Source organism: Kitasatospora sp. NPDC001547 (assembly GCF_042894165.1).
Lineage (GTDB): Bacteria > Actinomycetota > Actinomycetes > Streptomycetales > Streptomycetaceae > Kitasatospora.
The window spans coordinates 17,729-41,899 of sequence record NZ_JBIAVL010000039.1; the positions used below are offsets into that span (position 1 = coordinate 17,729).

21 protein-coding genes are annotated in these 24,171 nt (G+C 74.7%); 15 read left to right on the forward strand and 6 right to left on the reverse strand.

The annotated features are described in order from the left end of the window. Positions 1 to 38: 38 nt before the first annotated feature. Entirely contained in the window at positions 39 to 830 is a 792-nt protein-coding gene (locus ACFY0X_RS35810; RefSeq protein ID WP_387760703.1) for a TIGR03089 family protein, read from the reverse strand. Positions 831 to 934: 104 nt separating this feature from the next. On the opposite strand from ACFY0X_RS35810, the gene ACFY0X_RS35815 reads away from it, so the two are divergent. The 4 genes from ACFY0X_RS35815 to ACFY0X_RS35830 all read left to right on the forward strand — a co-directional run bounded on the left by ACFY0X_RS35815 (position 935) and on the right by ACFY0X_RS35830 (position 3,763). Next, positions 935 to 2,182 (forward strand): peptidoglycan recognition protein, encoded by a 1,248-nt coding sequence (locus tag ACFY0X_RS35815; RefSeq protein WP_387760704.1) that lies wholly within the window; start codon positions 935 to 937, stop codon positions 2,180 to 2,182. An 84-nt stretch (positions 2,183 to 2,266) separates the two neighbouring features. After that, entirely contained in the window at positions 2,267 to 3,178 is a 912-nt protein-coding gene (locus ACFY0X_RS35820; RefSeq protein ID WP_387760705.1) for a DNA-3-methyladenine glycosylase family protein, read from the forward strand. 46 nt (positions 3,179 to 3,224) lie between these two features. Then, entirely contained in the window at positions 3,225 to 3,497 is a 273-nt protein-coding gene (locus ACFY0X_RS35825; RefSeq protein WP_387760706.1) for a type II toxin-antitoxin system Phd/YefM family antitoxin, read from the forward strand. Further along, the gene (locus ACFY0X_RS35830; RefSeq protein WP_387760707.1) at positions 3,494 to 3,763 is read left to right on the forward strand and encodes a type II toxin-antitoxin system RelE/ParE family toxin; all 270 of its coding nucleotides are present in this window, start codon (positions 3,494 to 3,496) and stop codon (positions 3,761 to 3,763) included. The genes ACFY0X_RS35825 and ACFY0X_RS35830 overlap by 4 nt, the downstream gene beginning before the upstream one ends. A gap of 3 nt (positions 3,764 to 3,766) precedes the next feature. Here ACFY0X_RS35830 and ACFY0X_RS35835 read toward each other — a convergent pair whose 3' ends face one another. From ACFY0X_RS35835 to ACFY0X_RS35845, 3 genes are read right to left on the reverse strand one after another with little or no spacing between them, the layout of a single operon-like run. Beyond that, on the reverse strand, positions 3,767 to 5,059 hold the full coding sequence (locus ACFY0X_RS35835; RefSeq protein WP_387760708.1) for a coenzyme F420-0:L-glutamate ligase: 1,293 nt from the start codon (positions 5,057 to 5,059) through the stop codon (positions 3,767 to 3,769). Then, positions 5,056 to 6,015, reverse strand: a complete 960-nt coding sequence (cofD, locus tag ACFY0X_RS35840; RefSeq protein WP_387760709.1) for a 2-phospho-L-lactate transferase — start codon at positions 6,013 to 6,015, stop codon at positions 5,056 to 5,058. Before cofD ends, ACFY0X_RS35835 begins: the two co-directional genes overlap by 4 nt. Before the next feature lie 42 nt (positions 6,016 to 6,057). Then, entirely contained in the window at positions 6,058 to 6,726 is a 669-nt protein-coding gene (locus ACFY0X_RS35845) for a cysteine dioxygenase (protein WP_387760710.1), read from the reverse strand. A gap of 624 nt (positions 6,727 to 7,350) precedes the next feature. Between ACFY0X_RS35845 and ACFY0X_RS35850 the strand changes: the two genes are divergently transcribed. The 3 genes from ACFY0X_RS35850 (at position 7,351) to ACFY0X_RS35860 (ending at position 13,435) form a co-directional block, all read left to right on the forward strand. Beyond that, a complete protein-coding gene (locus tag ACFY0X_RS35850; protein ID WP_030062195.1) occupies positions 7,351 to 7,623 on the forward strand; it encodes a WhiB family transcriptional regulator in 273 nt (90 codons plus the stop codon). Between the two features lie 226 nt (positions 7,624 to 7,849). After that, positions 7,850 to 11,701: a glycosyltransferase gene (locus ACFY0X_RS35855; RefSeq protein WP_387760711.1), complete on the forward strand. Its 3,852-nt coding sequence runs from the start codon at positions 7,850 to 7,852 to the stop codon at positions 11,699 to 11,701. Positions 11,702 to 11,707: 6 nt separating this feature from the next. Then, the gene (locus ACFY0X_RS35860) at positions 11,708 to 13,435 is read left to right on the forward strand and encodes a DUF5719 family protein (protein WP_387760712.1); all 1,728 of its coding nucleotides are present in this window, start codon (positions 11,708 to 11,710) and stop codon (positions 13,433 to 13,435) included. A gap of 58 nt (positions 13,436 to 13,493) precedes the next feature. On the opposite strand, the gene ACFY0X_RS35865 is transcribed toward ACFY0X_RS35860, so the two are convergent. Beyond that, a complete protein-coding gene (locus tag ACFY0X_RS35865) occupies positions 13,494 to 13,946 on the reverse strand; it encodes a metallopeptidase family protein (protein ID WP_049659268.1) in 453 nt (150 codons plus the stop codon). Between the two features lie 164 nt (positions 13,947 to 14,110). On the opposite strand from ACFY0X_RS35865, the gene ACFY0X_RS35870 reads away from it, so the two are divergent. From ACFY0X_RS35870 to ACFY0X_RS35900, 7 genes are all read left to right on the forward strand, one after another. Further along, the gene (locus ACFY0X_RS35870; RefSeq protein WP_280686050.1) at positions 14,111 to 14,476 is read left to right on the forward strand and encodes a DUF3499 domain-containing protein; all 366 of its coding nucleotides are present in this window, start codon (positions 14,111 to 14,113) and stop codon (positions 14,474 to 14,476) included. 129 nt (positions 14,477 to 14,605) lie between these two features. Continuing rightward, entirely contained in the window at positions 14,606 to 15,991 is a 1,386-nt protein-coding gene (locus ACFY0X_RS35875; RefSeq protein ID WP_387760713.1) for a phosphomannomutase/phosphoglucomutase, read from the forward strand. A 120-nt stretch (positions 15,992 to 16,111) separates the two neighbouring features. Further along, the gene (locus ACFY0X_RS35880; protein ID WP_387760714.1) at positions 16,112 to 16,294 is read left to right on the forward strand and encodes a Trm112 family protein; all 183 of its coding nucleotides are present in this window, start codon (positions 16,112 to 16,114) and stop codon (positions 16,292 to 16,294) included. 190 nt (positions 16,295 to 16,484) lie between these two features. Beyond that, a complete protein-coding gene (locus ACFY0X_RS35885; RefSeq protein ID WP_387760715.1) occupies positions 16,485 to 17,741 on the forward strand; it encodes an SIS domain-containing protein in 1,257 nt (418 codons plus the stop codon). A gap of 95 nt (positions 17,742 to 17,836) precedes the next feature. Beyond that, the gene (locus ACFY0X_RS35890; RefSeq protein WP_387760716.1) at positions 17,837 to 18,814 is read left to right on the forward strand and encodes a cation diffusion facilitator family transporter; all 978 of its coding nucleotides are present in this window, start codon (positions 17,837 to 17,839) and stop codon (positions 18,812 to 18,814) included. A gap of 318 nt (positions 18,815 to 19,132) precedes the next feature. Beyond that, a complete protein-coding gene (gene ahcY / locus ACFY0X_RS35895; RefSeq protein ID WP_387760717.1) occupies positions 19,133 to 20,581 on the forward strand; it encodes an adenosylhomocysteinase in 1,449 nt (482 codons plus the stop codon). 155 nt (positions 20,582 to 20,736) lie between these two features. Then, positions 20,737 to 21,375, forward strand: coding sequence for a hypothetical protein (locus ACFY0X_RS35900; protein WP_387760718.1), 639 nt, complete (start codon positions 20,737 to 20,739; stop codon positions 21,373 to 21,375). 60 nt (positions 21,376 to 21,435) lie between these two features. On the opposite strand, the gene ACFY0X_RS35905 is transcribed toward ACFY0X_RS35900, so the two are convergent. Continuing rightward, complete coding sequence (locus tag ACFY0X_RS35905) at positions 21,436 to 22,449, reverse strand: RDD family protein (RefSeq protein ID WP_387760719.1); 1,014 nt, start codon at positions 22,447 to 22,449, stop codon at positions 21,436 to 21,438. Positions 22,450 to 22,756: 307 nt separating this feature from the next. On the opposite strand from ACFY0X_RS35905, the gene ACFY0X_RS35910 reads away from it, so the two are divergent. Next, entirely contained in the window at positions 22,757 to 23,761 is a 1,005-nt protein-coding gene (locus ACFY0X_RS35910; RefSeq protein ID WP_387760720.1) for a stage II sporulation protein M, read from the forward strand. The last annotated feature ends 410 nt before the right edge of the window (positions 23,762 to 24,171 follow it).

Here is a 24,171-nt window from a genome sequence, read left to right on the forward strand (position 1 = left end):
ATGGCCGGGATCCCTACCCGCCGGGGCCGCCCCGGGGGTCAGCCGAGGCGCAGTGTCACCCGTTCGGATTCCACCCGCTTCTCCCACTGCCCGGCGTCCAGCGCCTGCGAGTTGCGGCAGAGCACCACCGAGGCGCCGGCCGCCAGCGGCGCCAGCAGACCGGCCTCCAGACCGGTCCAGTCGTCGTACGAGAGGGTGGACAGGACGCGGTCACCGGGCTTCAGGCCGAGCCGCGCCGCGCCCTCCCGGGCCAGCGCCACGGTCTGCTCGCCCGTCAGCTTCAGCGGCAGCCCGTCCACCACGGTCTCCAGCGCCTGCCCGTCCGGGGCGACGGGGGAGTACGGCGCGAAGCGGTCGCCCTGGCCGGGCACCTCGGCGGCGTAGTCGAGGAAGCCGTCCGGACGCTGCGGGAAGCGGCCGCCGAGCGGCCGCAGGGCGAGCGCGACCCGCTCGCCCTCGCAGGCCTGGGCGGACTCCAGCCCGTCCGGGCCGCTGACCACCAGGTCGGCGGCGGCCGGGTCGCCGCCCGGCACCGCCGCCACCCCGACCGACCAGCAGGCCAGCAGCCAGACGGCGCTCTGCCAGTGGGCGGGCAGCAGCAGCGCCGCCCGGTCGCCGGGGCCGGCGTTCAGCTCGTCCTGGAGGAGGTTGGCGGTCTTGGCCACCCAGTTGTCGAAGGTCCGGGCGGACAGCTCCACCCGTTCGCCGGTGGCGTCGTCGTAGAAGGTGACCATCGGGGCCGCGGGATCGACCGAAGGGGTGCCGCCGCGCAGGAATGCGTGCAGCAGCTCGACGGGGGTGCGGGCATCGGCAGCGAAAGGCGCAGTCATGGTGCGCCCCAGCCTACGGCCTTCGGGTGGGCGGCCGGGAGGGGCGGCCGAACGGGCGCGCAGCGGCGTGGCGGGCGGGCGGGTTTGCGGCGACGATCCGGACTATGCGCCTCTCAACCACGGCCGCGCGCCGCTCGCTCCCGGCCGCCCTGCTCGCCGGCTGCACCGCCGCCCTGCTCCTCCAGCCCGCCGCCACCGCGACCCCCTCGCCGGCCCCGCAGCGCCACGACTTCGCCGGTGGCGGCTCGACCACCACGCTGCCGCTGCCCGCCGGGGCCGTCCTCGCCCCACGCGGCACCGAACCCTTCGAACTCCTCGGCCTCGGCTGGGACGGCCCGACGCGGGCGCTCGCCGACGCGGTGGTCCGGGTCCGCACCCGGGACGCGGCCACCGGCCGCTGGAGCGGCTGGCACCGCCTGGAGACCGAGGCCTCGGACGGCCCCGACGACGCGGCGCACGGCGCCACCGCCCCGCTGTGGACCGGCCGCAGCGACGGCGTCGCGGTCGAGGTCAGGCCCGGGCCCGCCGGAGTGCCGCCCGGGCTGCGGCTCGACCTGGTCGACCCGGGGCGGGGCGCACCCTCGACCGCCGTACGGACCCTGCCCGCGGAACCGCCCGTCGAGCCGCCGTCCGGTGGGCCGACGACGCCGCCGTCCGTCGAGCCGCCGAAGCCGCCGTCCGGTGGGCCGACGACGCCGCCGTCCGTCGAGCCGCCGTCGAGGCCGACCGCCGGGTCGGCCGGCGGCCAGGCCCCGCGCCCGGGGATCGTCACCCGGGCCGGCTGGGGCGCCGACGAGTCACTGCGCGACCAGGAGTTCGAGTACACCGGCCCGGTCCGCGAGGTCTTCGTCCACCACACCGCCACCGCCACCGACTACGCCTGCGCCGACGCACCCCGGGTGATCCGGGCGATCTACGTCTACCACGTGAAGACCAACGGCTGGCGGGACATCGGCTACAACTTCCTGGTCGACCGCTGCGGCACCGTCTACGAGGGCCGGGCCGGCGGCGTCGACCTGCCCGTCCACGGCGCCCACACCCTCGGCTTCAACACCGACTCCACCGGGGTCGCCGCGATCGGCACCTACGACGGCGACCAGCCGCCCGGCCCCCTCCTAGACGGCCTCGCCGCCCTCGCCGCCTGGAAGCTCGGCCTCACCGGCCAGCCCGCCGACGGCCGGACCCAGCTCACCTCCGGCTCGGACGCCAGCCGCTACCCCAAGGGCACCGTCGTCGACTTCGACGCCGTCTCCGGCCACCGCGACGGCGTCGCCACCGAATGCCCCGGCGCCGCCCTCTACGCCCGCCTCCCCGACCTGCGAGCCGCCGCGGCCGCCCTCCAGACCGGCTGACCCCGTGCCCGTCCGCCGTCCACCCGGCCTGTCCGGCCTCCCGCGTATCGTTCATATCCGGAGGCGACGCGGGAGGCGACGGCAGTGGAAGCAGTACGGCGCTGGCGTCCGGGCTTCCCGCTGGACGTCGCCCGCACCCTGCTCCCGCTGCGCCGCGGCCCGGCCGACCCGGCCTACCGCAGCACCGGGGACGGCGCCGTCTGGCGGGCCTCCCGCACCCCGGCCGGCATCGGCACCCTGCGGGTGCTGCCGCGCCCGGCCGCCGGCGAGGTAGAGGCGAGCGCCTGGGGCCCGGGCGCGGACTGGCTGCTCGACCGCCTCCCCACCCTGCTCGGCGCCCAGGACGCCCCGGAGTCGCTGGTGCTGCCGCCCGGCCCGCTGCGGGACGCCCAGCGCCGTACCGCCGGGGTCCGGCTGGCCAGGACGGGGCTGGTGCTGGAGTCGCTGGTCCCGGCGATCCTGGAGCAGAAGGTCACCACCGACGAGGCCTACCGCGCCTGGCGCACCCTGCTGCGGGACTTCGGCACCCCGGCACCGGGCCCGGCCGAGGGCATGCGGGTGGCGCCGTCCGCCCGCGAGTGGGCGCTGGTGCCGAGCTGGGAGTGGCACCGGGCGGGCGTGGACCCGAAGCGCTCCGCGACGGTCATGCGCGCCGTCCGGCTGGCGCCGCGGCTGGAGGAGGCCTCGGCGATGGGCCACGAGGAGTCCTTCGCCCGCCTCACCGCCGTCCCGGGCATCGGAATCTGGACGGCCGCCGAAACCCTGCAGCGCAGCAACGGCGACGCGGACGCGGTCTCGGTCGGGGACTTCCACCTCCCCAACCTCGTCGGCTGGGCCCTGGCCGGCCGCCCCCGCAGCGACGACGCCCAGATGCTCGCCCTGCTGGAGCCCTACCGCCCCCAACGCCACCGCGTCTGCCGCCTCCTCCTGGCCACCGGCACCCACGCCCCCCGCTACGGCCCCCGCCTGACCCCCAACGACCACCGCCACCGCTGACCGCGAACCCCCGCGCGGTGTACACATCCCTGTGTACGCTCGAGGCATGACTGACGCACTGAGCATCCGTGAAGCCCGCGCCCACCTCGCCGAGGTCGTCAGCCGGGCCGAGGCCGGCGAGATCACCGTGATCACGCGCAAGGGCGAGCGTGTCGGAGCGGTCGTGCCGATCGAGATCCTCGATGCCATAGAGGAGGCAGAGGACGAACTCCTGGCCCGTGAGGCGCGGAAGCACCTGGACGAGCCGACCGTCACCATGGCCGAGCTGCTGGTGGACCTGTTCGGCCCGCCGACGGACTCCGCCGGGAGCGCCGCGTGAAGTACGCCTTCGGATTCACCTCGCACGCCCGACGCCAGCTGCGCGCGATCGGCCGGCTCGAGGCGATGCGCATCCTCACGGCACTCACCGCGCTGGGGGACGACCCGTTCGCCGTGGGGCCCGACGTCAAGAAGCTGACCGGCAACGACGGCCTGTACCGGCTCCGCGTGGGTGACTTCCGCGTGGTCTACCAGATCCGCGGCGATGAGCTGCTGATCCTCGTCGTCCACGTCGGCAACCGCCGGGACATCTACCGCGGCCTCTGACCCCTACCGCACCACGACGAACGCGTCGGCCCCCCGCTCCCCCCGAGCCTTCGCCGGCTCCGCGGGCCGGCCCACCGCGACGGCCCCCATCGGGTCCCAGCCCGCCGGGAGGTCGAGCACCTCCCGCACCGTGTCGCGGCAGAACATGGTGGACGAGACCCAGGCGGAGCCGTAGCCCTCGCCGGTGAGCGCGACCAGCAGGTTCTGCACGGCGGCGCCGGCGGCGACGGTGAACATCTCCCGTTCGGCGGCGGCCCGGCGCGGGTCCGGGTAGTCGTGCGAGCCGTCCATCACCAGGCAGGGCACCATCAGGTACGGGGCGTCCCGCAGGACGTTGCCGCGGGCGGTGCGCCGGGCGATCCTCGCCTCGTCCCAGCCGTCGAGTTCGCGCAGGTCGCGCTGCCAGGCGGCGAGCATCGCGTCGAGCAGCCGCACCCGGGTGTCGGCGGACTCCAGCAGCACGAACCGCCACGGCGTGGTGTGGTGCGGGGCGGGCGCGGTGACGGCGGCGGCGACGGCGCGCCGGACGGCGGCCGGGTCGACCGGCTCGGCGGTGAAGGAGCGGACGGTGCGCCGCAGGGTGACGGCCTGCCGCAGCGCCTCGGAGGTGCCGAGCCGGAACATGTCGTCCACCGAGGGCCGGACCAGCGGCCGCACGCCCTCGCCGTCCTCGGCGGTGACCAGGTGGCCGAGTCCGCGCACGACCGCCACCGGGACGCCGGTGGCCTTGCCCTTGACCAGGTCGGCGGCGGCGGCGAGTTCGTCGGCGGTCGCGGTGACCGTCATCTCCAGCGCGTTGCCGTGGCTGTCGGTGCGGCCCCGGTGGTCCTCCAGGACGGAGAGGCCGGCGGCGCCGATCGCCACGTCGGTCAGCCCGTTGCGCCAGGGCCGTCCGAAGGTGTCGGTGACGACGACGGCGAGCCGGACGCCGGTGAGCTGCTGGAGCCGGGCCCGCAGTGCCCGGGCGGAGGCGTCCGGGTCCTCGGGCAGCAGCAGCACGGTACCGGGGGCGGTGTTGGACGCGTCGACCCCGGCGGCGGCCATGACGAAGCCGTTGCGGTTCTCCACGATCCGGATCGGCCCGCGCCGGGCGACCAGTCGGACGGTCTCGGCGTCGATCGCGGCCTCGCGGTCGGCGGCGTGCAGCAGCCGGCCCTCGGCCTTGCTGACGATCTTCGAGGTGACCAGCAGGATGTCGCCGTCCCGGTACGTCCCCGCCTTGGCGACGAGTTCGCCGAGGTCCGCCCCGGCCGCGACCTCGGGCAGCCCGTCGACGCCGATGACCTCCAGCGTCACTTCCGCACCTGCTCCACCAGCGCGAGCGCCGTACGCGCCATCTCGGCGGTGGCCTCGACGTCGGTCATCAGCAGCGGGACGGCCCGGCAGGCGATCCCGGCGGCCTCGACGGCGGCCACCGAGGCCTCGTCGACGGTGTCCACCAGCCAGCCGTCGATCAGTTCCGAGCCGTAGTTCAGCGCGACCGCCTCGGCCGTGGCCTCGACGCCGACGGCGGCGAGCACCTTGTCGGCCATGCCGCGCACCGGCGCCCCGCCGATGATCGGGGAGAGCCCGACCACCGGAGCGGCCGCGGCGGCGACCGCCTCCCGGATGCCGGGGACGGCGAGGATGGTGCCGATCGAGACCACCGGGTTGGACGGCGGGAACAGGATGACGTCCGCCTCGGCGATCGCCTCCAGCACGCCCGGCGCGGGCTTGGCGGTGTCCGCGCCGACCGGGACGATCGCCTCGGCGTCCACGGCGGCGTGCAGCCTGACCCAGTACTCCTGGAAGTGGATCGCCCGGCTGCCCTGCTCGTCGGTGATCCGCACGTGGGTCTCGACCCGGTCGTCACTCATCGGCAGCAGCCGCACGCCCGGCTTCCAGCGCACGCACAGCGCCTCGGTGACCTGGCTGAGGCTGTACCCGGCGGTGAGCATCTGGCTGCGCACCAGGTGGGTGGCGAAGTCCCGGTCGCCGAGCCCGAACCACTCGGGGCCGACGCCGTACTCCTTCATCTCCGCCTTGATGGACCAGGTCTCGTCGGTCCGGCCCCAGCCCTGCTCCTCGTGGATGCCGCCGCCGAGGGTGTACATCACGGTGTCGAGGTCGGGGCAGACCTTGAGGCCGTAGAGGTGGATGTCGTCACCGGTGTTGCCGATGACGGTGATCTCGTCCTGCGGTCCGACCGCCGCCCGGAGTCCGCGCAGGAAGCGCGCTCCGCCGATTCCGCCTGCCAGTGCCACGATGCGCATGGGGCTCATCCTGCCACGGTCGGACTGCCCGTCAGCCCGTGGTCAGTGCGACCCGGCCGGCGCCTGCCGCCCGGGGTGCTGCTCCGGGTGCTGCTCGGGGACGGCGGGGGCGCCGTACTGGTTCATCTCGGTCAGGCCGGGGGCGTAGAGGTGGATGGAGACGGCGGGTTCGAGGGCGCCGTTGACGACCTCGTGCAGGTAGCCGGAGGAGAACACCCTCTGCCCGCCGGGCCGCAGCACCCGGGCCCCGTCGCCGGCGTGGGTGAGGGAGCGCTCGATCAGCTCGCCCCGGACGACGCTCATCACGCCGGAGGACTCGCCGTGGTCGTGGAAGCCGCTGCCCTGGCCGGGCAGCCAGCTGAGCAGCCAGACCTCGTAGCCGGGGCCGGTCTCCAGCCGGGCGTACCAGCGGGTCAGCGCGTCGTAGCGGACCAGCGGCTCCCAGCGGTCGCGGTCGGCGGCGATCTCACGCACCAGCCGGGCGTACCCGGCGACGGTGGTGGGGTGGGCGGGCAGGTCGGTGCGGGCCAGGTGCGGGAAGGCGAGCGGGTCGCCCGCGATGGAGACGTCGCTGAGGCCGTCGGCCCACCGGGGGGTCCGGGCGTCGGCGGTGGTGCCGGTACGGGCGGTCGCGGTACGGACGGTGGCGGGGCCACGGCGGGCGAGCTTGTTGCGGTCGCGGTTCCGCTCGCGGATGCGGATCATGCGCACGGGAGTCGTCCTCGGAGGAGTCGGCCGGGTTCGTCGGGATCGGCCGGATCCGGGATGTCCTGGGACGGGAGTCGCGGGCGGCCTCTGTGCTTCCTGGGGGCGGCGCGCGGTGGGACGCGGGCGCCTAGATACAGCAGGAACAGAGGCGACAACAGAAGTTCACGGCACGGCGGAGGGTGGAACCGCTCCGAGGGCTGGCGAACTCTGACATAGGGAAAAGGAGACCGCATCCGCGGGGGCGGTGTCAAACCGCAGGATGCGGCATTCGGGTGGGTTAAGTCCGGATCTTGCCCTGATGGGGTGATTCATCACTCTCTATGTTTCGATGGGAAGATCGCCGGGAAGGCAGGCCGATGACCGGCCTGTGGCGGTGACCCTGCGTCACCTGGTGAATGGTTGCGGATGGTTCGGCGCTGTTCAGGACCTTGAGGCAGAAGGTCCGATGTGTCCGGATATGTACACTATTCGTAACGGCTTGGTGCCAGGGAGTGAATCCCGGCCCCAATACCAGAGCTCGGCTTGACTGGGCCAGAGTGACGCAACTGTAATTTCACTCGTGTCGTCAGCCGCACGAGGCAACGGCAACCACGGGGACGCCAAGTAGGGGCAGAGGAGGCGCGCCACATGAGCGAGCTCTTTGAGCTGTTGATCGGGGACGGCATCGCGGAGGACGAGGAGGAACTCGGTTGGCAGGAGCGCGCGTTGTGTGCCCAGACCGACCCGGAGTCCTTCTTCCCCGAGAAGGGCGGCTCGACCCGCGAGGCCAAGAAGGTCTGCCTCGCCTGCGAGGTCCGTTCGGAATGCCTGGAGTACGCGCTCGCCAATGACGAGCGCTTCGGCATCTGGGGCGGCCTCTCCGAGCGCGAGCGCCGTCGGCTCAAGAAGAGCGCGGTCTGACCGGGCGGCCCCCTGCCCCCGCTGACCGACCGACAACGACGGACAGCCGCACAGCTGTACGGGCGCCTCACCGCAACGGTGGGGCGCTTTCGTGTTCCCGGGGCCCCCTTCACCGTCTCCGCACGCACACCCCGGACGAACCGGCCACCCGGAGCCGTTAGTGTGGTGCGCCATCCGGTTGCCGTTCACCGGCTGTGTCCACCGAGAACTGGGGCCCGCGCACTCGATGACCGTCTACAGCCACCAGAGCGGCTTCACCGCTTCCCGGCCGCCCGCCTATCCGCGCCACCTGGTCACCGCCGTGGTCGTCTCGCACGACGGCGCCCGCTGGCTCCCGCAGGCCCTGGCCGGCCTGCTCGGTCAGGACCGCCAGGTCCAGCGGATCCTCGCCGTGGACACCGGATCCACCGACAACTCCCCGCAACTGCTCGCCGACACCCTCGCCGACTGGCTGCCCGACAGCGGTCCGCTGGTCCTCGGCCGCCGGGCCGGCTTCGGCACCGCCGTCGCCGAGGCCGTGTCGGGCAGCGCGCCGCTGCGCGCGGAGGACCTGCCGTACCGGCTCGACCCCTCCGGCTACGACCCGGTCACCGGCGGCTGGGACGACTTCGGCGACCCGCTCGCCCAGGAGGACGACCTCGGCCGCGGCGGCCCGCGCGAGACCCGGCCGGTCGAGTGGCTCTGGCTGCTGCACGACGACTGCGAGCCGCAGACCGACGCGCTGCGCCGACTGCTCCAGGTCGCCGACTCCACTCCCAGCGCCGCCGTGGTCGGCCCCAAGCTGCGCAGCTGGTACGACCGCCGCCAGCTCCTGGAGGTCGGCGTCACCATCGCCCGCTCCGGCCGCCGCTGGACCGGCCTCGACCGCCGCGAGCAGGACCAGGGACAGCACGACCAGGTCCGTCCGGTGCTCGCCGTCTCCAGCGCCGGCATGCTGGTGCGCCGGGACGTCTTCGAGGAGCTCGGCGGTTTCGACCGGGCCCTCCCGCTGATGCGGGACGACACCGACTTCTGCTGGCGGGTCAACGCCGCCGGCCACCGGGTGGTGGTCGCCCCCGACGCCGTGCTGCGGCACGCCGAGGCGTCCGCCCGCGAGCGCCGCCCGATCGACTGCGGCCCCTCCCACCCGCACCGGGTGGACAAGGCCGGTGCCGTCTACACCCTGCTCGCCAACTGCAAGGGCGCGCTCTTCCCCTACGTCCTGCTGCGGCTGGTGCTCGGCACCCTGGTACGGGCCGTCACCAACCTGCTCGGCAAGGACCCGCGCCAGGCGTTCGACGAACTCGCCGGCCTCGGCCACGAACTCGTCCGCTTCCCGAGGCTGCTGGCCGCGCGCAAGCGCCGCGCCCGGTCCCGGGCGGCGGACGCCCTGGACGACCGCACGCTCTTCCCGGCCCCCGGCGCCACCACCCGGCTGGCGGTCGAGGGCGTGGTCGGCTCGCTCGGGATAGGGGGCGGCGACGACACCGGCGGCCGGCACGGCTCGGCCGAGGCCGGCGGCGACGAGGACGCCGAGGACCTGGTCGTCGAGCAGTTCGCGCTGCTCAAGAAGCTCGCCCGGCGCCCGGCGCCGGTGCTGTTCGCCGCCCTGCTGGTGTTCGCGCTGGTCGCCTGTCGCGGCCTGCTCGGCAGCGGCGGGCTGTTCGGCGGCGCCCTGCTGCCCGCGGCCGACGGCGCCGGCGGCCTCTGGTCGATGTACGCCGACGCCTGGCACCCGGTCGGCACCGGCTCCACCGCCGCCGCACCGCCGTACCTCGGCGTGCTCGCGGTGCTCTCCTGGCTGCTGTTCGACCACGCCGACCTCGCGCTCACCCTGATCGTGGTGCTCGCCGTCCCGCTGTCCGCGGTCAGCGCCTACCTGGTGTCCCGGCCGCTGCTGGACTCCAAGATGGTCCGCGCCTGGGCCAGCGCCGCCTACGCGCTGCTGCCCGCGGCGACCGGCGCGCTCGCCCAGGGCCGGATGGGCACCGCCGTGCTCGCCGTGCTGCTGCCGCCGCTGGCCCGCGCCGCCGCCATCGCGGCCGGCCTCGGCATCCGCGCGGAGAGCGCCGCCCAGGGCGCCCGCCCGGGCTGGCGCCCGGTCTGGATGACCGTCCTGCTGCTCACCCTGGCCACCGCCTTCGTCCCGATAACGTGGGCGCTCGCGGTGCCGCTCTGCCTGGCGATGCTGGTCGTCGCGGTGCTGCGCGGCGGCGCCTTCGGCTCCGGCGGCAGCGCGCTGCGGCTGCTCGGCCTGCGCGTCCTGGTGATCCTGGCGGTGCCGGTCGCGGTGCTGGCCCCGTGGTCGCTCACGGTGCTGTCGCACCCGCAGTGGCTGCTGCTGGAGGCCGGGCTGCCCGGACTGCACGGCGCCGGCGCGAGCGCGGCCGGCCTGCTGCTGGTCAACCCGGGCGGCGCCGGGGTGCCGCCGATCTGGCTCTCCTCGGGCGTCGTGCTGGCCGCGCTGGCCGCGCTGCTGCGCGCCGACCGCCGCCGCGCGGTGCTCGCGGCCTGGGGCGCGGCCGGCGCCGGACTGGTCTTCTCGGTCGTGGTGGCGGGCACCTCCGTCACCCCGGCCTCCGGCGGCCCGGCGGTGCCCGCCTGGGCCGGCCCGGCCACCCTGATCGCCGGGCTCGCCCTGCTGGCCGCCGCCGCGATCGGCGCCGACGGCGCCAACGCCCGCGTGGCCGGGATCGCCTTCGGCTGGCGCCAGCCGGTGGCCGCCCTGGTGGTGGCCGCGGCCGTGCTGGCCCCGCTGGGCACCGGCCTGTGGTGGGCGCTGACCGGCGCCGGCGGTCCGCTGCACCGCGGCCAGTCGGACCAGGTCCCGGCGTTCATCGCCGAGGAGGCCGGCACCACCGACCGGGCCCGCACCCTGGTCGTCACCGGGGAGCCGGGCGGCGGCGCGGTCCGCTACACCGTGCTGCGCGGCGCCGGTCTGACGCTCGGCCAGGCCGAGTCCACCGTCGATCCGGCGACCGGCACCCAGGACGGCCTGAACAAGATGGTCGGCAGCCTGCTGGCCGGCTCCGGCGCCGACCAGGCGAGCGCCCTGGCCGGCTACGGCATCGCCTACGTGCTGGTCCAGCAGCCGGTGATCGACGTCTTCAAGGACGTCCTGGACACCACCCCCGGCCTGGTCAAGGCCAACCAGGACGGCGCCGCCGCGCTCTGGCAGGTCAACGGCACCCCCGCGGTCCGCGCGGTGATCACCGCCCCGGGCGCCAACCCGGTGGTCGTCCCGTCCGGGGCCCGCGACCTGTCCGCCACCGTCCCGGCCGGTCCGGACGGCCGGGTGCTGCGGCTCGCCGAGTCCGCCGCCCCGGAGTGGAAGGCCACCGTGGACGGCACCGCGCTGGAGCCCACCACGGTCGACGGCTGGGCGCAGGGCTTCAAGCTCCCGGCCGCCGGCGGGAAGCTGAGCGTCACCCGGGAGGGCGGCGCCGCCCACACCGGCTGGATCTGGGCCCAGGTGCTGCTCGGCCTCACCATCCTGGTGCTGGCCCTGCCCGGCCGCCGCAGCCACAAGGACGACGACCTGCCCGAGGAGGTGGTCGCCGCCGCCGCGCTGGCCGCCGCCGCCCAGGCGCAGGCCCCCGCCCCCGGCAGCCGCCGGGCCCGCCGGATGGCCGAGCGCGGCGAGGGTGCCGAGGGCACCGAGGGCGGTGCCGAGGAGTCCGGGGTGTACGACCGGCCGGGCGCGATCCCGGCGCAGCCGACCGGCGAGCCGGTGACCGGGGCCGTCCAGGCGGCCGCCGCCGTCCAGGACGCCGAGCAGTACACCGACCCGTACCAGGCGTACCAGCAGGCCGACCCGTACAGCTACGACCAGTACGCGGCCCAGCAGCCGGTCGCCGCGCCGTACGGCGGCCAGGGGTACGACGGCCAGGGCTACGACGCGCACCGGCAGCAGGGCTACGAGCAGCCGTACCAGCCCGCCGAGCAGCAGCCGTACGGCTACGACGCCCACGGGTACGACGGCAGCCGGCAGCCGGAGCAGCAGCCCTGGGAGCCCGGCCGGCAGGGCGAGCCCTACTACGACCCGAACGACCCCAACGGCCCCGGCCGGTACCCGCACCAGCACGGATCGGGGAGCTGACCCGCGATGAAGAAGCCCGCATTCAGGAAGAAGTCCGGCGCCGGCGAGGCCGCCGAACCGGCCGGGACCGCCTTCGCGGCGGAGCCGTCCGGCCCGGCCGAGGCCGCCCGCTCCGGTCGCGGCCCGTTCCGCGGAGGGGCCGGCGGCGCGGCCAGGACCACCCAGTCCCTGCTCGCCGCGGCCGTGGTGCTCGCGGCGGTGTTCGGCATCGCCCAGCTGCGCGCGCCGGCCGTCCCGGCCAAGGCGGCCACCGGCGCCGCCCCGACCACCGCGCAGGTCGAGCGGACGTCGGCGGTCTGCCCCCAGCCCGTCCAGGGCCTGACCGGCTCGACCACGCTCACCGCCTACACCCCGCCCGGGACGGGCGCCGCCACCGGCGGGGCCGGCTGGCTCTCCGACGCGGCCGCGCCCGCCGTGCCCGCCGCCCAGCCGACCGCCGCGCCGGCGGCCCCGGCTCCGCCCGCCGCCCCGGCGCCGACCGGCTCGGCCGCCCCGAGCGCCCCGGTCCAGGACAAGAACGCGGCGCCCGCCGACGCCCGGCTGACCGTGCCCAAGCCCGGCACCCCCGCCACCGGCCCGGCCGCCAACGGCGACACCGCGCCCGGCACCGGGGCCGTCGCCACCGGCGCCCTGGCCCCCGGCTTCACCGTCACCCAGACCACGGTGGTCACCGAGCAGCGCGGCCTGGGCCTGTCCGGCCTGACCTGCACCCCGGCCGGGACGAGCTTCTGGTTCGCCGGGGCCAGCACCGCCGGCGACCGGGTCGACTACGTCAGCCTGGTCAACCCCGAGTCCTCCGCCGCGGTGGTGGACATCAAGCTGTACGGCGACAAGGGCCTGATCGACAACGACGCCGCCAACGGCATCACCGTCTCGCCCGGCAGCTCCCAGGCCGTCCTGCTGTCGACCCTCAGCAAGGGCGCCGTCGCCGACCTCGCGGTGCACGTGGTGGTGCGCTCCGGACGGGTCGGCGCCGCACTGCACGCCGCCGACGCCGGCAAGGGTGCCGACTGGATCCCGGCCTCGGCCGACCCGGCACCCGTCCAGGTGCTGCCCGGCCTGCCCGCCGACACCGCCTCCGCCCGCCTGGTGGTCTGGGCGCCGCCGGAGGACGACGCCGACCTGAAGGTCCAACTGTCCGGCAAGAACGGCTGGTTCAGCCCGGCCGGCAACGAGTCGATCCACGTCAAGGCGGGCATGGTGGCCGCCGTCGACCTCGGCAAGGTCACCCGGGACGAGGTCGCCGGGCTGCGGCTGTCGCCCAGCGACGACAAGCACCGCACCCCGGTGGTGGCCGGGCTGCGGATCGACCGGGCGGCGGCCAACGGCAAGAGCGACGCGGCCTGGCTGGCCGGCAGCAACCCGGTCGGCGCCCGCGCCACCGTCGCCGACAACCGGGCCGGCGCCTCCACGCTCTACCTGACCTCCAGCGGCGAGGCCGCCACCGTCCGGGTCACCGCCTCGGCCGGCAGCGGCGGCGGCACCCCGGCCACCAAGGAGGTCCAGCTCCCGGCCGGCGGCACGGTCGCCCTCCCGGCGCCCGAGCCGGCCGGGCTGAACGGCGTCTTCGCGCTCACCGTGGAGACCGTCTCCGGCGGCCCGGTCACGGCGGCCCGGATGCTGTCGCTGCCGGCCAAGGACGTGCCGATGTTCACTGTCCAGGCGCTGCGCGACGACCACAGCACCGTCAAGGTCCCGCAGGCCGGGCAGGACCCGGGCGTCGTGCTGCGCTGAGCGGCGGACGGGGCGGCACCTCCGGGTGCCGCCCCGTCGGGCTCGGTCCTCGTCGGGCTCAGTCCTCGTCGTAGCGCGGGTCGATGGCGTCCGGGGAGAGCCCCAGCAGCTCGGCGACCTGCTCGATCAGGATCTCGTGCACCAGCGCCGCGCGGTCCTCCCGGGTCTTCGCCCGGATCTCCACCGGCCGCCGGTACACCACGATCTGGCTCTTGCGCCCCTGCTGGCCCGGCGAGACCCGCCCCAGCGGCACGCCGTCCTCGGCGTCGGCGCCGTCCGGCTCGTGCAGCGGCACCTCCTGGACGGCGAACTCCACCTCGATCAGCTGCGGCCAACGCCGTTCGAGACGCTCCACCGACTCGCGCACGTAGTCGTCGAACAGTTCGGAGCGGGTGAGCGAGATCGGCACCTGGGGCGGCGCCAGCGGGCCGCGCAGGCCCCTGCCGTGCCGGTCGCGGTGCCGGGGGCGGCGCGCTGGGCCTGTCGATGACTGCGGTGCGGAGCTGTCCATATCACTGCCGAGGGTAGTCCTTGGACGGTCGGAAGTGGACCACTCCGACGGGGAATCGCACGGGGCGGCGGATACACGCCCCCGGCGCCCGGACGGCGACACGGCACCCCCTCCGGGCAGGCGGTCTTCGCTCCCCGGCGGGGAGTGCGGTACCGTCCACCCTCGTGAGCTCTGTACGTCGTTGTTCGCGGACCGCGTGCGGCCGGCCGGCCGTCGCGACGCTGACGTACGTCTACGCGGACTCCACCGCCGTCCTCGGGCCGCTCGCCACCTACGCCGAGCCGCACTGCTACGACCTGTGCGCCGAGCACGCCGAGCGCCTCACCGCCCCGCGCGGCTGGGAGGTCGTCCGGCTCGCCGCCGAGGCCGGGCCGCTGCGCCGCAGCAGCGACGACCTGGAGGCGCTGGCCAACGCCGTGCGCGAGGCCGCCCGCCCGCAGACCCCCCGTCAGGGCCGCGCCCCCGAGGGCGAGTCCACCGAGGGCGGCCGCCGCGGCCACCTCCGGGTCCTGCGCTCGCCCGACAACTGAGGACTCACCCGGCACGGGGCGTTCGTCCGGCCCGGGTACGCTGCCCGTCTACCGTCACCGCGCCCGTCGACCGGACCCGCGGTGGCCCAGACGTTCCGTGATCAGTCCTAAGACCAGGGTGGAGCCGCAGTGCGCGACCTCAAGCAGCTCGTGAAGGCGTACGACGTCCGGGGCGTCGTCCCGGACCAGTGGGACGAGAGCCTGTCCCGGGCCTTCGGCGCCGCGTTCGTGCAGGTCACCGGCGCGACCGCGATCGTGGTCGGGCACGACATGCGGCCCTCCTCCCCGTCGCTGAGCCTGGCCTTCGCCGAGGGCGCCGCGGCCTACGGCGCCGACGTGGTGCAGATCGGGCTGTGCTCCACCGACCAGCTGTACTACGCCAGCGGCAGCCTCGACCTGCCCGGCGCGATGTTCACCGCCAGCCACAACCCGGCCCAGTACAACGGCATCAAGCTGTGCCGGGCCGGCGCCGCCCCGGTCGGCCAGGACACCGGCCTGTCCGAGATCCGCGAGCTGGTCGAGTCCTGGACCGCCGAGGACGACACCGTCACCGTCCCGGTCAGGGACGTGGAGCCGGGCTCGCTCTCCGCCCAGGACACCCTGCGCGGCTACGCCGACCACCTGCTGGGCCTGGTCGACCTCACCGCGATCCGTCCGCTGAAGGTCGCCGTGGACGCCGGCAACGGCATGGGCGGCCACACCGTGCCGACCGTCTTCGACGGCCTGCCGATCGAGCTCGTCCCGATGTACTTCGAGCTGGACGGCACCTTCCCGAACCACGAGGCCAACCCGCTCGACCCGAAGAACCTGGTCGACCTCCAGGCCAAGGTCCGCGAGGTCGGCGCCGACCTGGGCCTGGCCTTCGACGGCGACGCCGACCGCTGCTTCGTCGTGGACGAGCGCGGCGAGCCGGTCTCCCCGTCCGCGATCACCGCCCTGGTCGCCGCCCGCGAGATCGCCCGCGCCCGGGCCACCGGCGAGGCCGAGCCGACGATCATCCACAACCTGATCACCTCCTGGACCGTCCCCGAGGTGGTCCGCGAGCTCGGCGCCAAGCCGGTGCGCACCCGGGTCGGCCACTCCTTCATCAAGCAGGAGATGGCCGAGACCGACGCCGTCTTCGGCGGCGAGCACTCCGCGCACTACTACTTCCGCGACTTCTGGCGCGCCGACACCGGCATGCTGGCCGCGCTGCACGTGCTGGCCGCGCTCGGCGGGCAGCCGGGCACGCTGTCCGAGCTCACCGCGGAGTACGACCGCTACGCCGCCTCCGGCGAGATCAACAGCACCGTGGCCGACCAGGCCGCCAGCACCGCCGCCGTCCGCGCCGCCTACGCGGGCGCGGAGGGCGTCACGGTGGACGAGCTGGACGGCCTGACCGTGGCCGGCCCGGACTGGTGGTTCAACCTGCGCGCCTCCAACACCGAGCCGCTGCTGCGCCTGAACGTCGAGGCCAAGGACCCGGCGAGGATGGCCGAACTGCGCGACGGCGTGCTCGCCGTCGTCCGCGGCTGACCCCGCACCCGAGCACCGCGACCGGGGCCCGCGCCTGATCACGGGCCCCGGTGCCCCGGCCGGTAGGGTTTCCTATCGGCCGGGGCACCTCCGTGCCACCCACGAACCCTGGAGAGCCCCATGAAGCTCGAATCCTTCCTGCTGGAGATCCTGCTCTGCCCGCAGTGCCGGGCCACGCTCGTCGAGGGCGGCACCGAGGAGCAGCCCGAGCTGGTCTGCACCGGAACGGACTGCGGCCTCGCGTACCCGGTCCGCGAGGGCATTCCGGTCCTCCTGGTGGACGAGGCCCGCCGCCCGGCCTGATCCTGGGGGCGAAGCCCCGAGTCCGACGTTCCACCGCAGGTCGCGAAAGGCTTCCCCGCACCCGCGGGGTCAGCCGCCCACCGCAGGTCGCGAAAGGCCCTCCCCGCAGCCGCGGGGGCCGGCCGCCACGCCCCGACCGCCCGGCGCGCAACGGAACGCGCGCCCAGGACCGCAGCCGGAGGTTTGCCGCATGCTCGACGACACCCTGCTCGACGATCCGGCCGCCCTCCGGCGCGCCGACCGCGACCGCGCCCTGCTGGCCCTGGCCGGCGCCGGCGCGCGGGTCCGCACCGCGCTGCGGCAGGCCGAGGCGGCCGGCCTGGACCGGCTGCGTCCGGACGGCCGCCCGCGCGCCGTCCTGGTCGCCGGGCACGGCAGCGCGCTGACCGCCGCCGAGATGCTGTCCGCGCTGGCCGGCACGGCCTCCCTGGTCACCCCGCTGCCGCCGACCGAGGCGGCCGCCCCGCGCGCCGACCGGGCCGGCGCCCCGCCCGCCCTCACCGCCGGGCTCGGCTGGCAGCTGCCCGGCTGGGCGGGCCCGCTGGACCTACTGGTGATCAGCTCCGCCGACGGCGGCGAGCAGGGCCTGGTCGGCCTCGCCGAGCAGGCGTACGCGCGCGGCTGCGCGATCGTCGTCACCGCCCCGCCCGGCAGCGCGCTGGCCGAGGCCGCGCTGCAGGTGCGCGCGCTGCCGCTGCCGTTCGTGGCCTCGGTGGCGCCGGAGGACCTCGCCCCCGTCCCGGCCGCCGAGCCGGACCTGCCGCCCGAGGACCCGGCGGCGCTCTGGTCCCACCTCACCCCGCTGCTGGCGCTCGCCCAGAAGATCGGCCTCACCCAGCTCCCGTACGACGCGCTGCCGGCCGTCGCCGACCTGCTGGACGCCACCGCCGTGCGCTGCCGCCCGGACGCCGCCGCGTACACCAACCCGGCGAAGGGCCTGGCCGCCCGGCTGGCCGGGACGGTCCCGCTGCTGTGGGCCGAGGGCCCGATCGCCGGGGCGGCCGTCGCCCGGTTCGCCGCCCAGCTGGCCGACCGGGCCGGCCGCCCGGCGCTGGCCGGGCCGCTGCCGCAGGTGCTCACCGCCCACCGGGGCATGTTCACCGGGCAGTTGGGCGGGGGCGCCGACCCGGACGACTTCTTCCGCGACCGCGTCGAGGAGCCGGACCCGCTGCACCTCCAGGTGCTGCTGCTGCGGCACGCCCCGGGCGCGGCCGGTACGGCGCAGGACGGGCAGGACGGGCAGGACGGCCCGGCCGAGGTGCCGGAGGACGACCCCGGGCCGCGCGGCTTCGGGGTGACCAGGGCGCACCGGCTGGCCGCCGCGCACGACGTCCGGCTGACCGAGTACGCGAGCGCCCGGCCGGACGCGCTGCACGCGCTGGCCGACCTGGTCGCGTTGACCGACTTCGCCGCCGTCTACCTGGGGCTCGCCGCCGCGCAGGCCTGAGACGTCGGCCGGTCGGAGCCCCCCGGCCGGTACGGTAAGCGCTCGACGAGCAGATCGCCCCGTCGAGCAGATCGACCCGTGAGGATTGCGAAGGCATGAGTACCGAAGGCGGCACCAAGGCACTGATCGCGGCGCTGTCCGCGAACCTGGCGATCGCGGCGGCCAAGTTCACCGCCTTCGGCTTCACCGGCTCCTCCTCGATGCTGGCCGAGGGCGTGCACTCGGTGGCCGACTCCGGCAACCAGGTGCTGCTGCTGATCGGCGGCAAGCGGGCGCGCCGGGCGGCCGACGAGGAGCACCCCTTCGGGTACGGCCGCGAGCGCTACGTGTACGGCTTCCTGGTGGCCATCGTGCTGTTCAGCGTCGGTGGCCTGTTCGCGGTCTACGAGGGCTGGCACAAGATCAGCCACCCGGAGACGCTGGACGCCTGGGGCTGGGCCGTCGGCGTGCTGGTCTTCGCCATCGCCATGGAGGGCTGGTCCTTCCTGACCGCGATGCGGGAGTCCAGCAAGGCCAAGGGCCGGCAGGGCTGGGTGCAGTTCATCCGCACCGCCAAGGCGCCGGAGCTGCCGGTGGTGCTCCTGGAGGACACCGGCGCGCTGATCGGCCTGGTGCTCGCGCTGTTCGGCGTCGGGCTCACCGTGATCACCGGGGACGGCGTCTGGGACGGCGTCGGCACCCTGTGCATCGGCGTGCTGCTGGTGGTGATCGCCGTGGTGCTCGCCCTGGAGACCAAGTCGCTGCTGCTCGGCGAGTCGGCCGACAAGGAGTCGGTGCACCGGATCCGCGAGGCGCTGGTGGACGGCGAGACGGTCACCCGGGTGATCCACATGCGCACCCTGCACCTCGGCCCGGAGGAGCTGCTGGTCGCCGCCAAGGTGGCCGTCAACGCGGAGGACAGCGCGGCCCGGGTGGCCGAGGCGATCGACGCCGCCGAGGAGCGGGTCCGCGCGGCCGTCCCGATCGCCCGGGCGATCTACCTGGAGCCCGACGTCTACAGCGCCGAGAAGGCTGCGGCGGGCGACGACCCGGCCGCCACGCCGGGCGGTCCCGGCCCGGGCGGGGCGCACTGACCCCGGTCCGCGGCCAGGCCCGGGAGCGGGTCGGGGCGGGGGCCGAAATCGGTCATCGGCGGACGACCGGCAGGGCCGTCGGTGTAGATTCGTCACCAGAGCCAGAACGTCGCTGCTGATGGCGGTCGATCGGCGGTCGGCATCCCGTGGGGTGTGCGCCGGTCGAGGGAGAGAGGTCCTCCGACGGTTTGTGCTGCGCAACGGAAGCCGGTCCACCACGGACCCGGCCCTTCCGGCGTGGCCGTGCACCCGTACGGCCGACGCGCGCGACGCACGCCCGGACCTATGGCCCCACCCCCCTCAGCGAGGAGCAGACGCATGTCGACCGACATCACCGGTGACTTCAAGGTCGCCGACCTTTCCCTGGCGCCGTTCGGCCGCAAGGAGATCCAGCTGGCCGAGCACGAGATGCCCGGTCTGATGGCGATCCGCGCCGAGTACGCCGAGGCGCAGCCGCTGGCCGGCGCCCGGATCACCGGCTCGCTGCACATGACCGTGCAGACCGCCGTCCTGATCGAGACCCTGACGGCGCTCGGTGCCGAGGTCCGCTGGTGCTCCTGCAACATCTTCTCCACCCAGGACCACGCGGCCGCGGCCATCGCCGTCGGCCCGGAGGGCACCCCGGAGAACCCGCAGGGCGTGCCGGTCTTCGCCTGGAAGGGCGAGACCCTGGAGGAGTACTGGTGGTGCACCGAGCAGGCCCTGACCTGGCCTGACGGCAAGACCCCGAACATGATCCTGGACGACGGCGGCGACGCCACCCTGCTGATCCACAAGGGCGTCGAGTTCGAGAAGGCCGGTGCCGCGCCGGACCCGTCCACGGCGGACAACGACGAGTTCCGGATCATCCTGGAGCTGCTCAACCGCACCCTCAAGGACACCCCGAACAAGTGGACCGAGGTCGCCGCCACGATCAAGGGCGTGACCGAGGAGACCACCACCGGTGTCCACCGCCTGTACGAGATGCACCGTGACGGCAAGCTGCTGTTCCCGGCCATCAACGTCAACGACGCCGTCACCAAGTCGAAGTTCGACAACAAGTACGGCTGCCGCCACTCGCTGATCGACGGCATCAACCGCGCCACCGACGTCCTGATCGGCGGGAAGGTCGCCGTCGTCGCCGGCTACGGCGACGTGGGCAAGGGCTGCGCCGAGTCGCTGCGCGGCCAGGGCGCCCGCGTGATCATCACCGAGATCGACCCGATCTGCGCGCTCCAGGCCGCGATGGACGGCTACCAGGTCACCACCCTGGAGGAGGTCGTCTCGATCGCCGACATCTTCATCACCACCACGGGCAACAAGGACATCATCCTTGCCTCGCACATGGAGAAGATGAAGCACCAGGCGATCGTCGGCAACATCGGCCACTTCGACAACGAGATCGACATCGCGGGCCTGTCGAAGCTCCCCGGCATCGTGAAGACCGAGGTCAAGCCGCAGGTCCACGAGTGGCGCTTCGCGGACGGCCACACCATCATCATGCTGTCCGAGGGCCGCCTGCTGAACCTGGGCAACGCGACCGGCCACCCGTCCTTCGTGATGTCCAACTCCTTCGCCAACCAGACGATCGCCCAGATCGAGCTGTTCACGAAGACCGAGCAGTACCCGATCGGCGTCTACGTGCTGCCGAAGCACCTGGACGAGAAGGTCGCCCGCCTGCACCTCGACGCGCTGGGCGTGAAGCTGACCACCCTGACCCAGGAGCAGGCCGACTACATCGGCGTTCCGGTCGAGGGCCCGTACAAGGCGGAGCAGTACCGCTACTGATCGCATCGCCCGACGGTCCGACGGCCGGCGCCCTTCCTCCGGGGGCGCCGGCCGTCGGCGTCGGCGGGGCGGCGGCGCCTTGTCGCGGCGTCCGCCGCTCTCATGCGGGTACCGGGCGGAAGGTTGCACGCGGACGCGCACGTAGGCTTTCCGGTATGCCTAACGGCCGGTACTCGCTCCACGACAGCCACGACCACCTGCTGCTCGGGGAGGAACGCTTCAGCTGCGCCCCCGGCGCGGCCGGGTGGCGGTACGTCTCCAAGACCTACGCGCCGGACGGCCGGGTGCTCGGCAGCACCGACCTCACGCTGGACTCGCGCGCCCGGCCGCTGCGGATGGAACTGCGGGCCGGCGGCTGGCAGGTGCGCGGCGGGGCGGTGGACGGGGTGGCCTGGGTCCGTACCGACGCCGCCGACCCCGGCGGCGAGCACGCGACGGAGGGCCACGACCGGGCGCACGCCTTCACCGGCCGCTCGCCGGGCTTCCTGGTCGCCACCGCCCGGCTGCTGCGGCTGCGGGAGGGGGCGAGCGCGCGGGTGCGGCTGGTGGCGTTCACCGAGCCGGTGCTGGCGCCGCGCACCCTCGACCAGGGATGGCTGCTGGAGGGCGTCGACACCCACGAGACGGACGAGGGGCCGCTGCTGGTGGAGCGCTACCAGGTGGCGGACCTGGAGACGGGCGAGCAGCAGGTCGTGCACCTGGCGGGCGACGTGGTGCTGGCGGCGGAGGGGATCGAGCTGGAGGAGCTGGAGTCGGCGCCGAACGCCTGGCGGGTGGGGGCGGAGGAGGAGTAGCGGGCCGTACGGCCGGGGCGGCCCGGCTCGGGCGTACCACCCGGTCCGGGGCGGACCGGTTCAGGCGGGCGGGGCGAAGCCGGTGTCCGCGGCGGGCTTGTCGAAGGACGGAGCCGGCGGTGCGGCGGGTGCGGCGGGCGGGGCCGGAGCCACGGGCGCGGGCTGCTGCGCCGGCAGGCCGAGGACCCGGGCGGGCCGTCCGCCGGCCGGGCCCGTCGGAACCGGCGCGGGGAACGGACCGGAGGCCGGGCGGGGAGCGGGCACCTGGGCGGCGGCCGGCGGGGCGAAGGGCGGCCTGCCCGCCCACAGTTGCTCCTGGGCCCGCGTCCACTCCCGCCGCTGGCGCTCGGTGAGCACCGCGCCCAGGTACGCCGCCGGGTGCAGCCCCGGGGCGATCGGGTGGCCGATCCGGTCGGACAGGTCCTCGGCCAGCCGGGTGGACATCCGGAGCATCACCGCCGGGTCCAACTGGCGGATCCGGCCCAGCAGTTGGCGGATGGCGAGCCAGAGCGGCTCCGGCACGGCGGACAGGTCCATCGCGACCAGCTCGTGGCCCATCGCCTGCAGCAGGTGCGGGTGGACCGGCGGCAGCGGGGAGGCGGAGCCGCCCGCGCCCGGGGTGCGCTCGCGGACGACCACCGTCCCGGCGAAGATGTCGCCCAGCCGCTTGCCGTCCGAGTGCACCGCCGACGTGATCACGGCCGGGGCACCGGTCAGCACGATCATCTCGAAGAAGCCGACCAGCCCGCGCACCAGCGAGTGCCGGAACCGCACCGGCCCGCCGTCGGTGCGCACCACCCGCAGGCCGAGCGCGGCCTTGCCGAGCGAGCGGCCGCGGGTGAGGGTCTCGACCATCACGGGGACGGCCACCAGGAAGAAGACGGTCAGGCCGATCATCGTGGCGGCCAGCGCCGCGCCGTCCAGACCGATCAGGGCGATGCTCAGCGCCAGCGTGAACACCAGCAGGGCGGCGAACTCCACCAGCAGGTCGATCACGATCGCCAGGGCCCGGCTCGGAAGCTTCGCCGTCTGGAGGCCGAGGACGACCGCCTCACCCGTCACCAGGTCGCTCAAGACACCCGTCCGTTCACGTTCTTGGAGCCCGTACGGCTCGCGCATGGAGATCCGGCCCCGGGGAGGGCGGCGGTGCCGGGGGAGGGAACCACCCCGGATCGGCTCCCCGTGACCCGCTCCCCGCCGTCTGATCCGCAGCCGCAAACATACGGGGCCCGGTGGGCGCACGGGAAGTGAGATCCCGACGGCCGGGGCGACGGCCGCTGCTGGCATGCTGGGCCGCACGTGTCCGCCGGCACCCGCCCGCCCGGACCGACCCGCCCGCGCACGCACGTCCGCGCCCGCCGCCGATCAGGGAGCCGCCGAAATGGACCTGGACGTCTTCGTCGCCACCCACCAGGGGGAGTGGGCCCGACTGGACGCCCTCGCCCGTCGGCGCCGGCTCAGCGGGGAGGAGGCCGACGAACTGGTCACCCTCTACCAGCGCGCCACCGGACACCTCGCCAAGGTCCAGGCCGCCGCGCCGGACCCGGCCCTGGTGAGCCGGCTGACCGGCCTGGTCTCCCGCGCCCGCAGCGCGGTGACCGGCGCCCGGACCAACGGCTGGCAGGACGTCGCCCGCTACTACGCGGTGAGCTTCCCGGCCGCGCTCTACCGGGCGCGCCGCTGGTGGATCCCGGTGGCGGTCGTCTCGATGGCCGCCACCGCACTGCTCGCGTGGTGGATGGCCAGCCACCCCGAGGTCCGCAACAGCCTGATCGCCCCCGAGCACCTCCAGGAGCTGACCCGCCCCGGTGGCCAGTACGAGTCGTACTACTCGGACCGGCCGGCCAGTTCCTTCGCCGCACAGGTGTGGACGAACAACGCCTGGATCGCCGTGCAGTGCCTGCTGTTCGGGATCGCGCTGGGCATCCCGGTGCTCTACGTGATGTGGACCAACGTGCTCAACCTCGGCATCGGCGTCGGGCTGATGGCCTCCGCCGGGCGCCTCGACGTCTTCCTCGGCCTGCTCATCCCGCACGGCCTGCTGGAGCTGACCGCGGTCTTCGTGGCCGGCGGCCTCGGCCTGCGCCTCGGCTGGACGGTCATCGATCCCGGTCCGCGCACCCGGTCGGTCGCGCTGGCGGAACAGGGCCGCTCGATCATCGGCATGTCGATCGGCCTGGCGACGGTCCTGGCGGTCTCCGGCGTCCTCGAAGCCTTCGTGACCCCGTCCGGCCTGCCGACCTGGGCCCGCATCTCCATCGGCGTGCTCGCGGAGGCGGCTTTCCTCCTCTACGCCCTGGTGCTGGGCCGCCGGGCCGCCGAGGCCGGGGAGTTCGGCGATCTGGACGAGTCCGACCGGGCGGACCTCCAGCCCGTCGCCGCCTGAGCCGATGTGATCGACAGGCCCCTGACCTGCTAGTCTTCCTCTCAGCCCGGTCAAACCATTGACGTGGTGAGGGTGGGCTAGTAGGTTTGAACGGTTGGGACTGACTGGACAACGGTCGGGCCCGGGCGCTAGTGTCTACGACACCGCCGAATCGAGGCGAGCGCGTTTCACGAAATGCGCGCCCTCCGACGAAGCAAATCCCGCGGACTGAACACTCCGAAAGCCTTTGATAGGCTTGGGAACGAAGTCGCAGGAAATCCCGCCAGCGGGAATCGGATGAATGAAACTCCGGAAAACGGAGCGGAAAACGTCTGGTAAGCTGGAAACACGAAAGAACGAAGCCCGGAGGGCCTGCTGGAAGGCGGCTCGAAGGAAGCGTCCGTTCCTTGAGAACTCAACAGCGTGCCAAA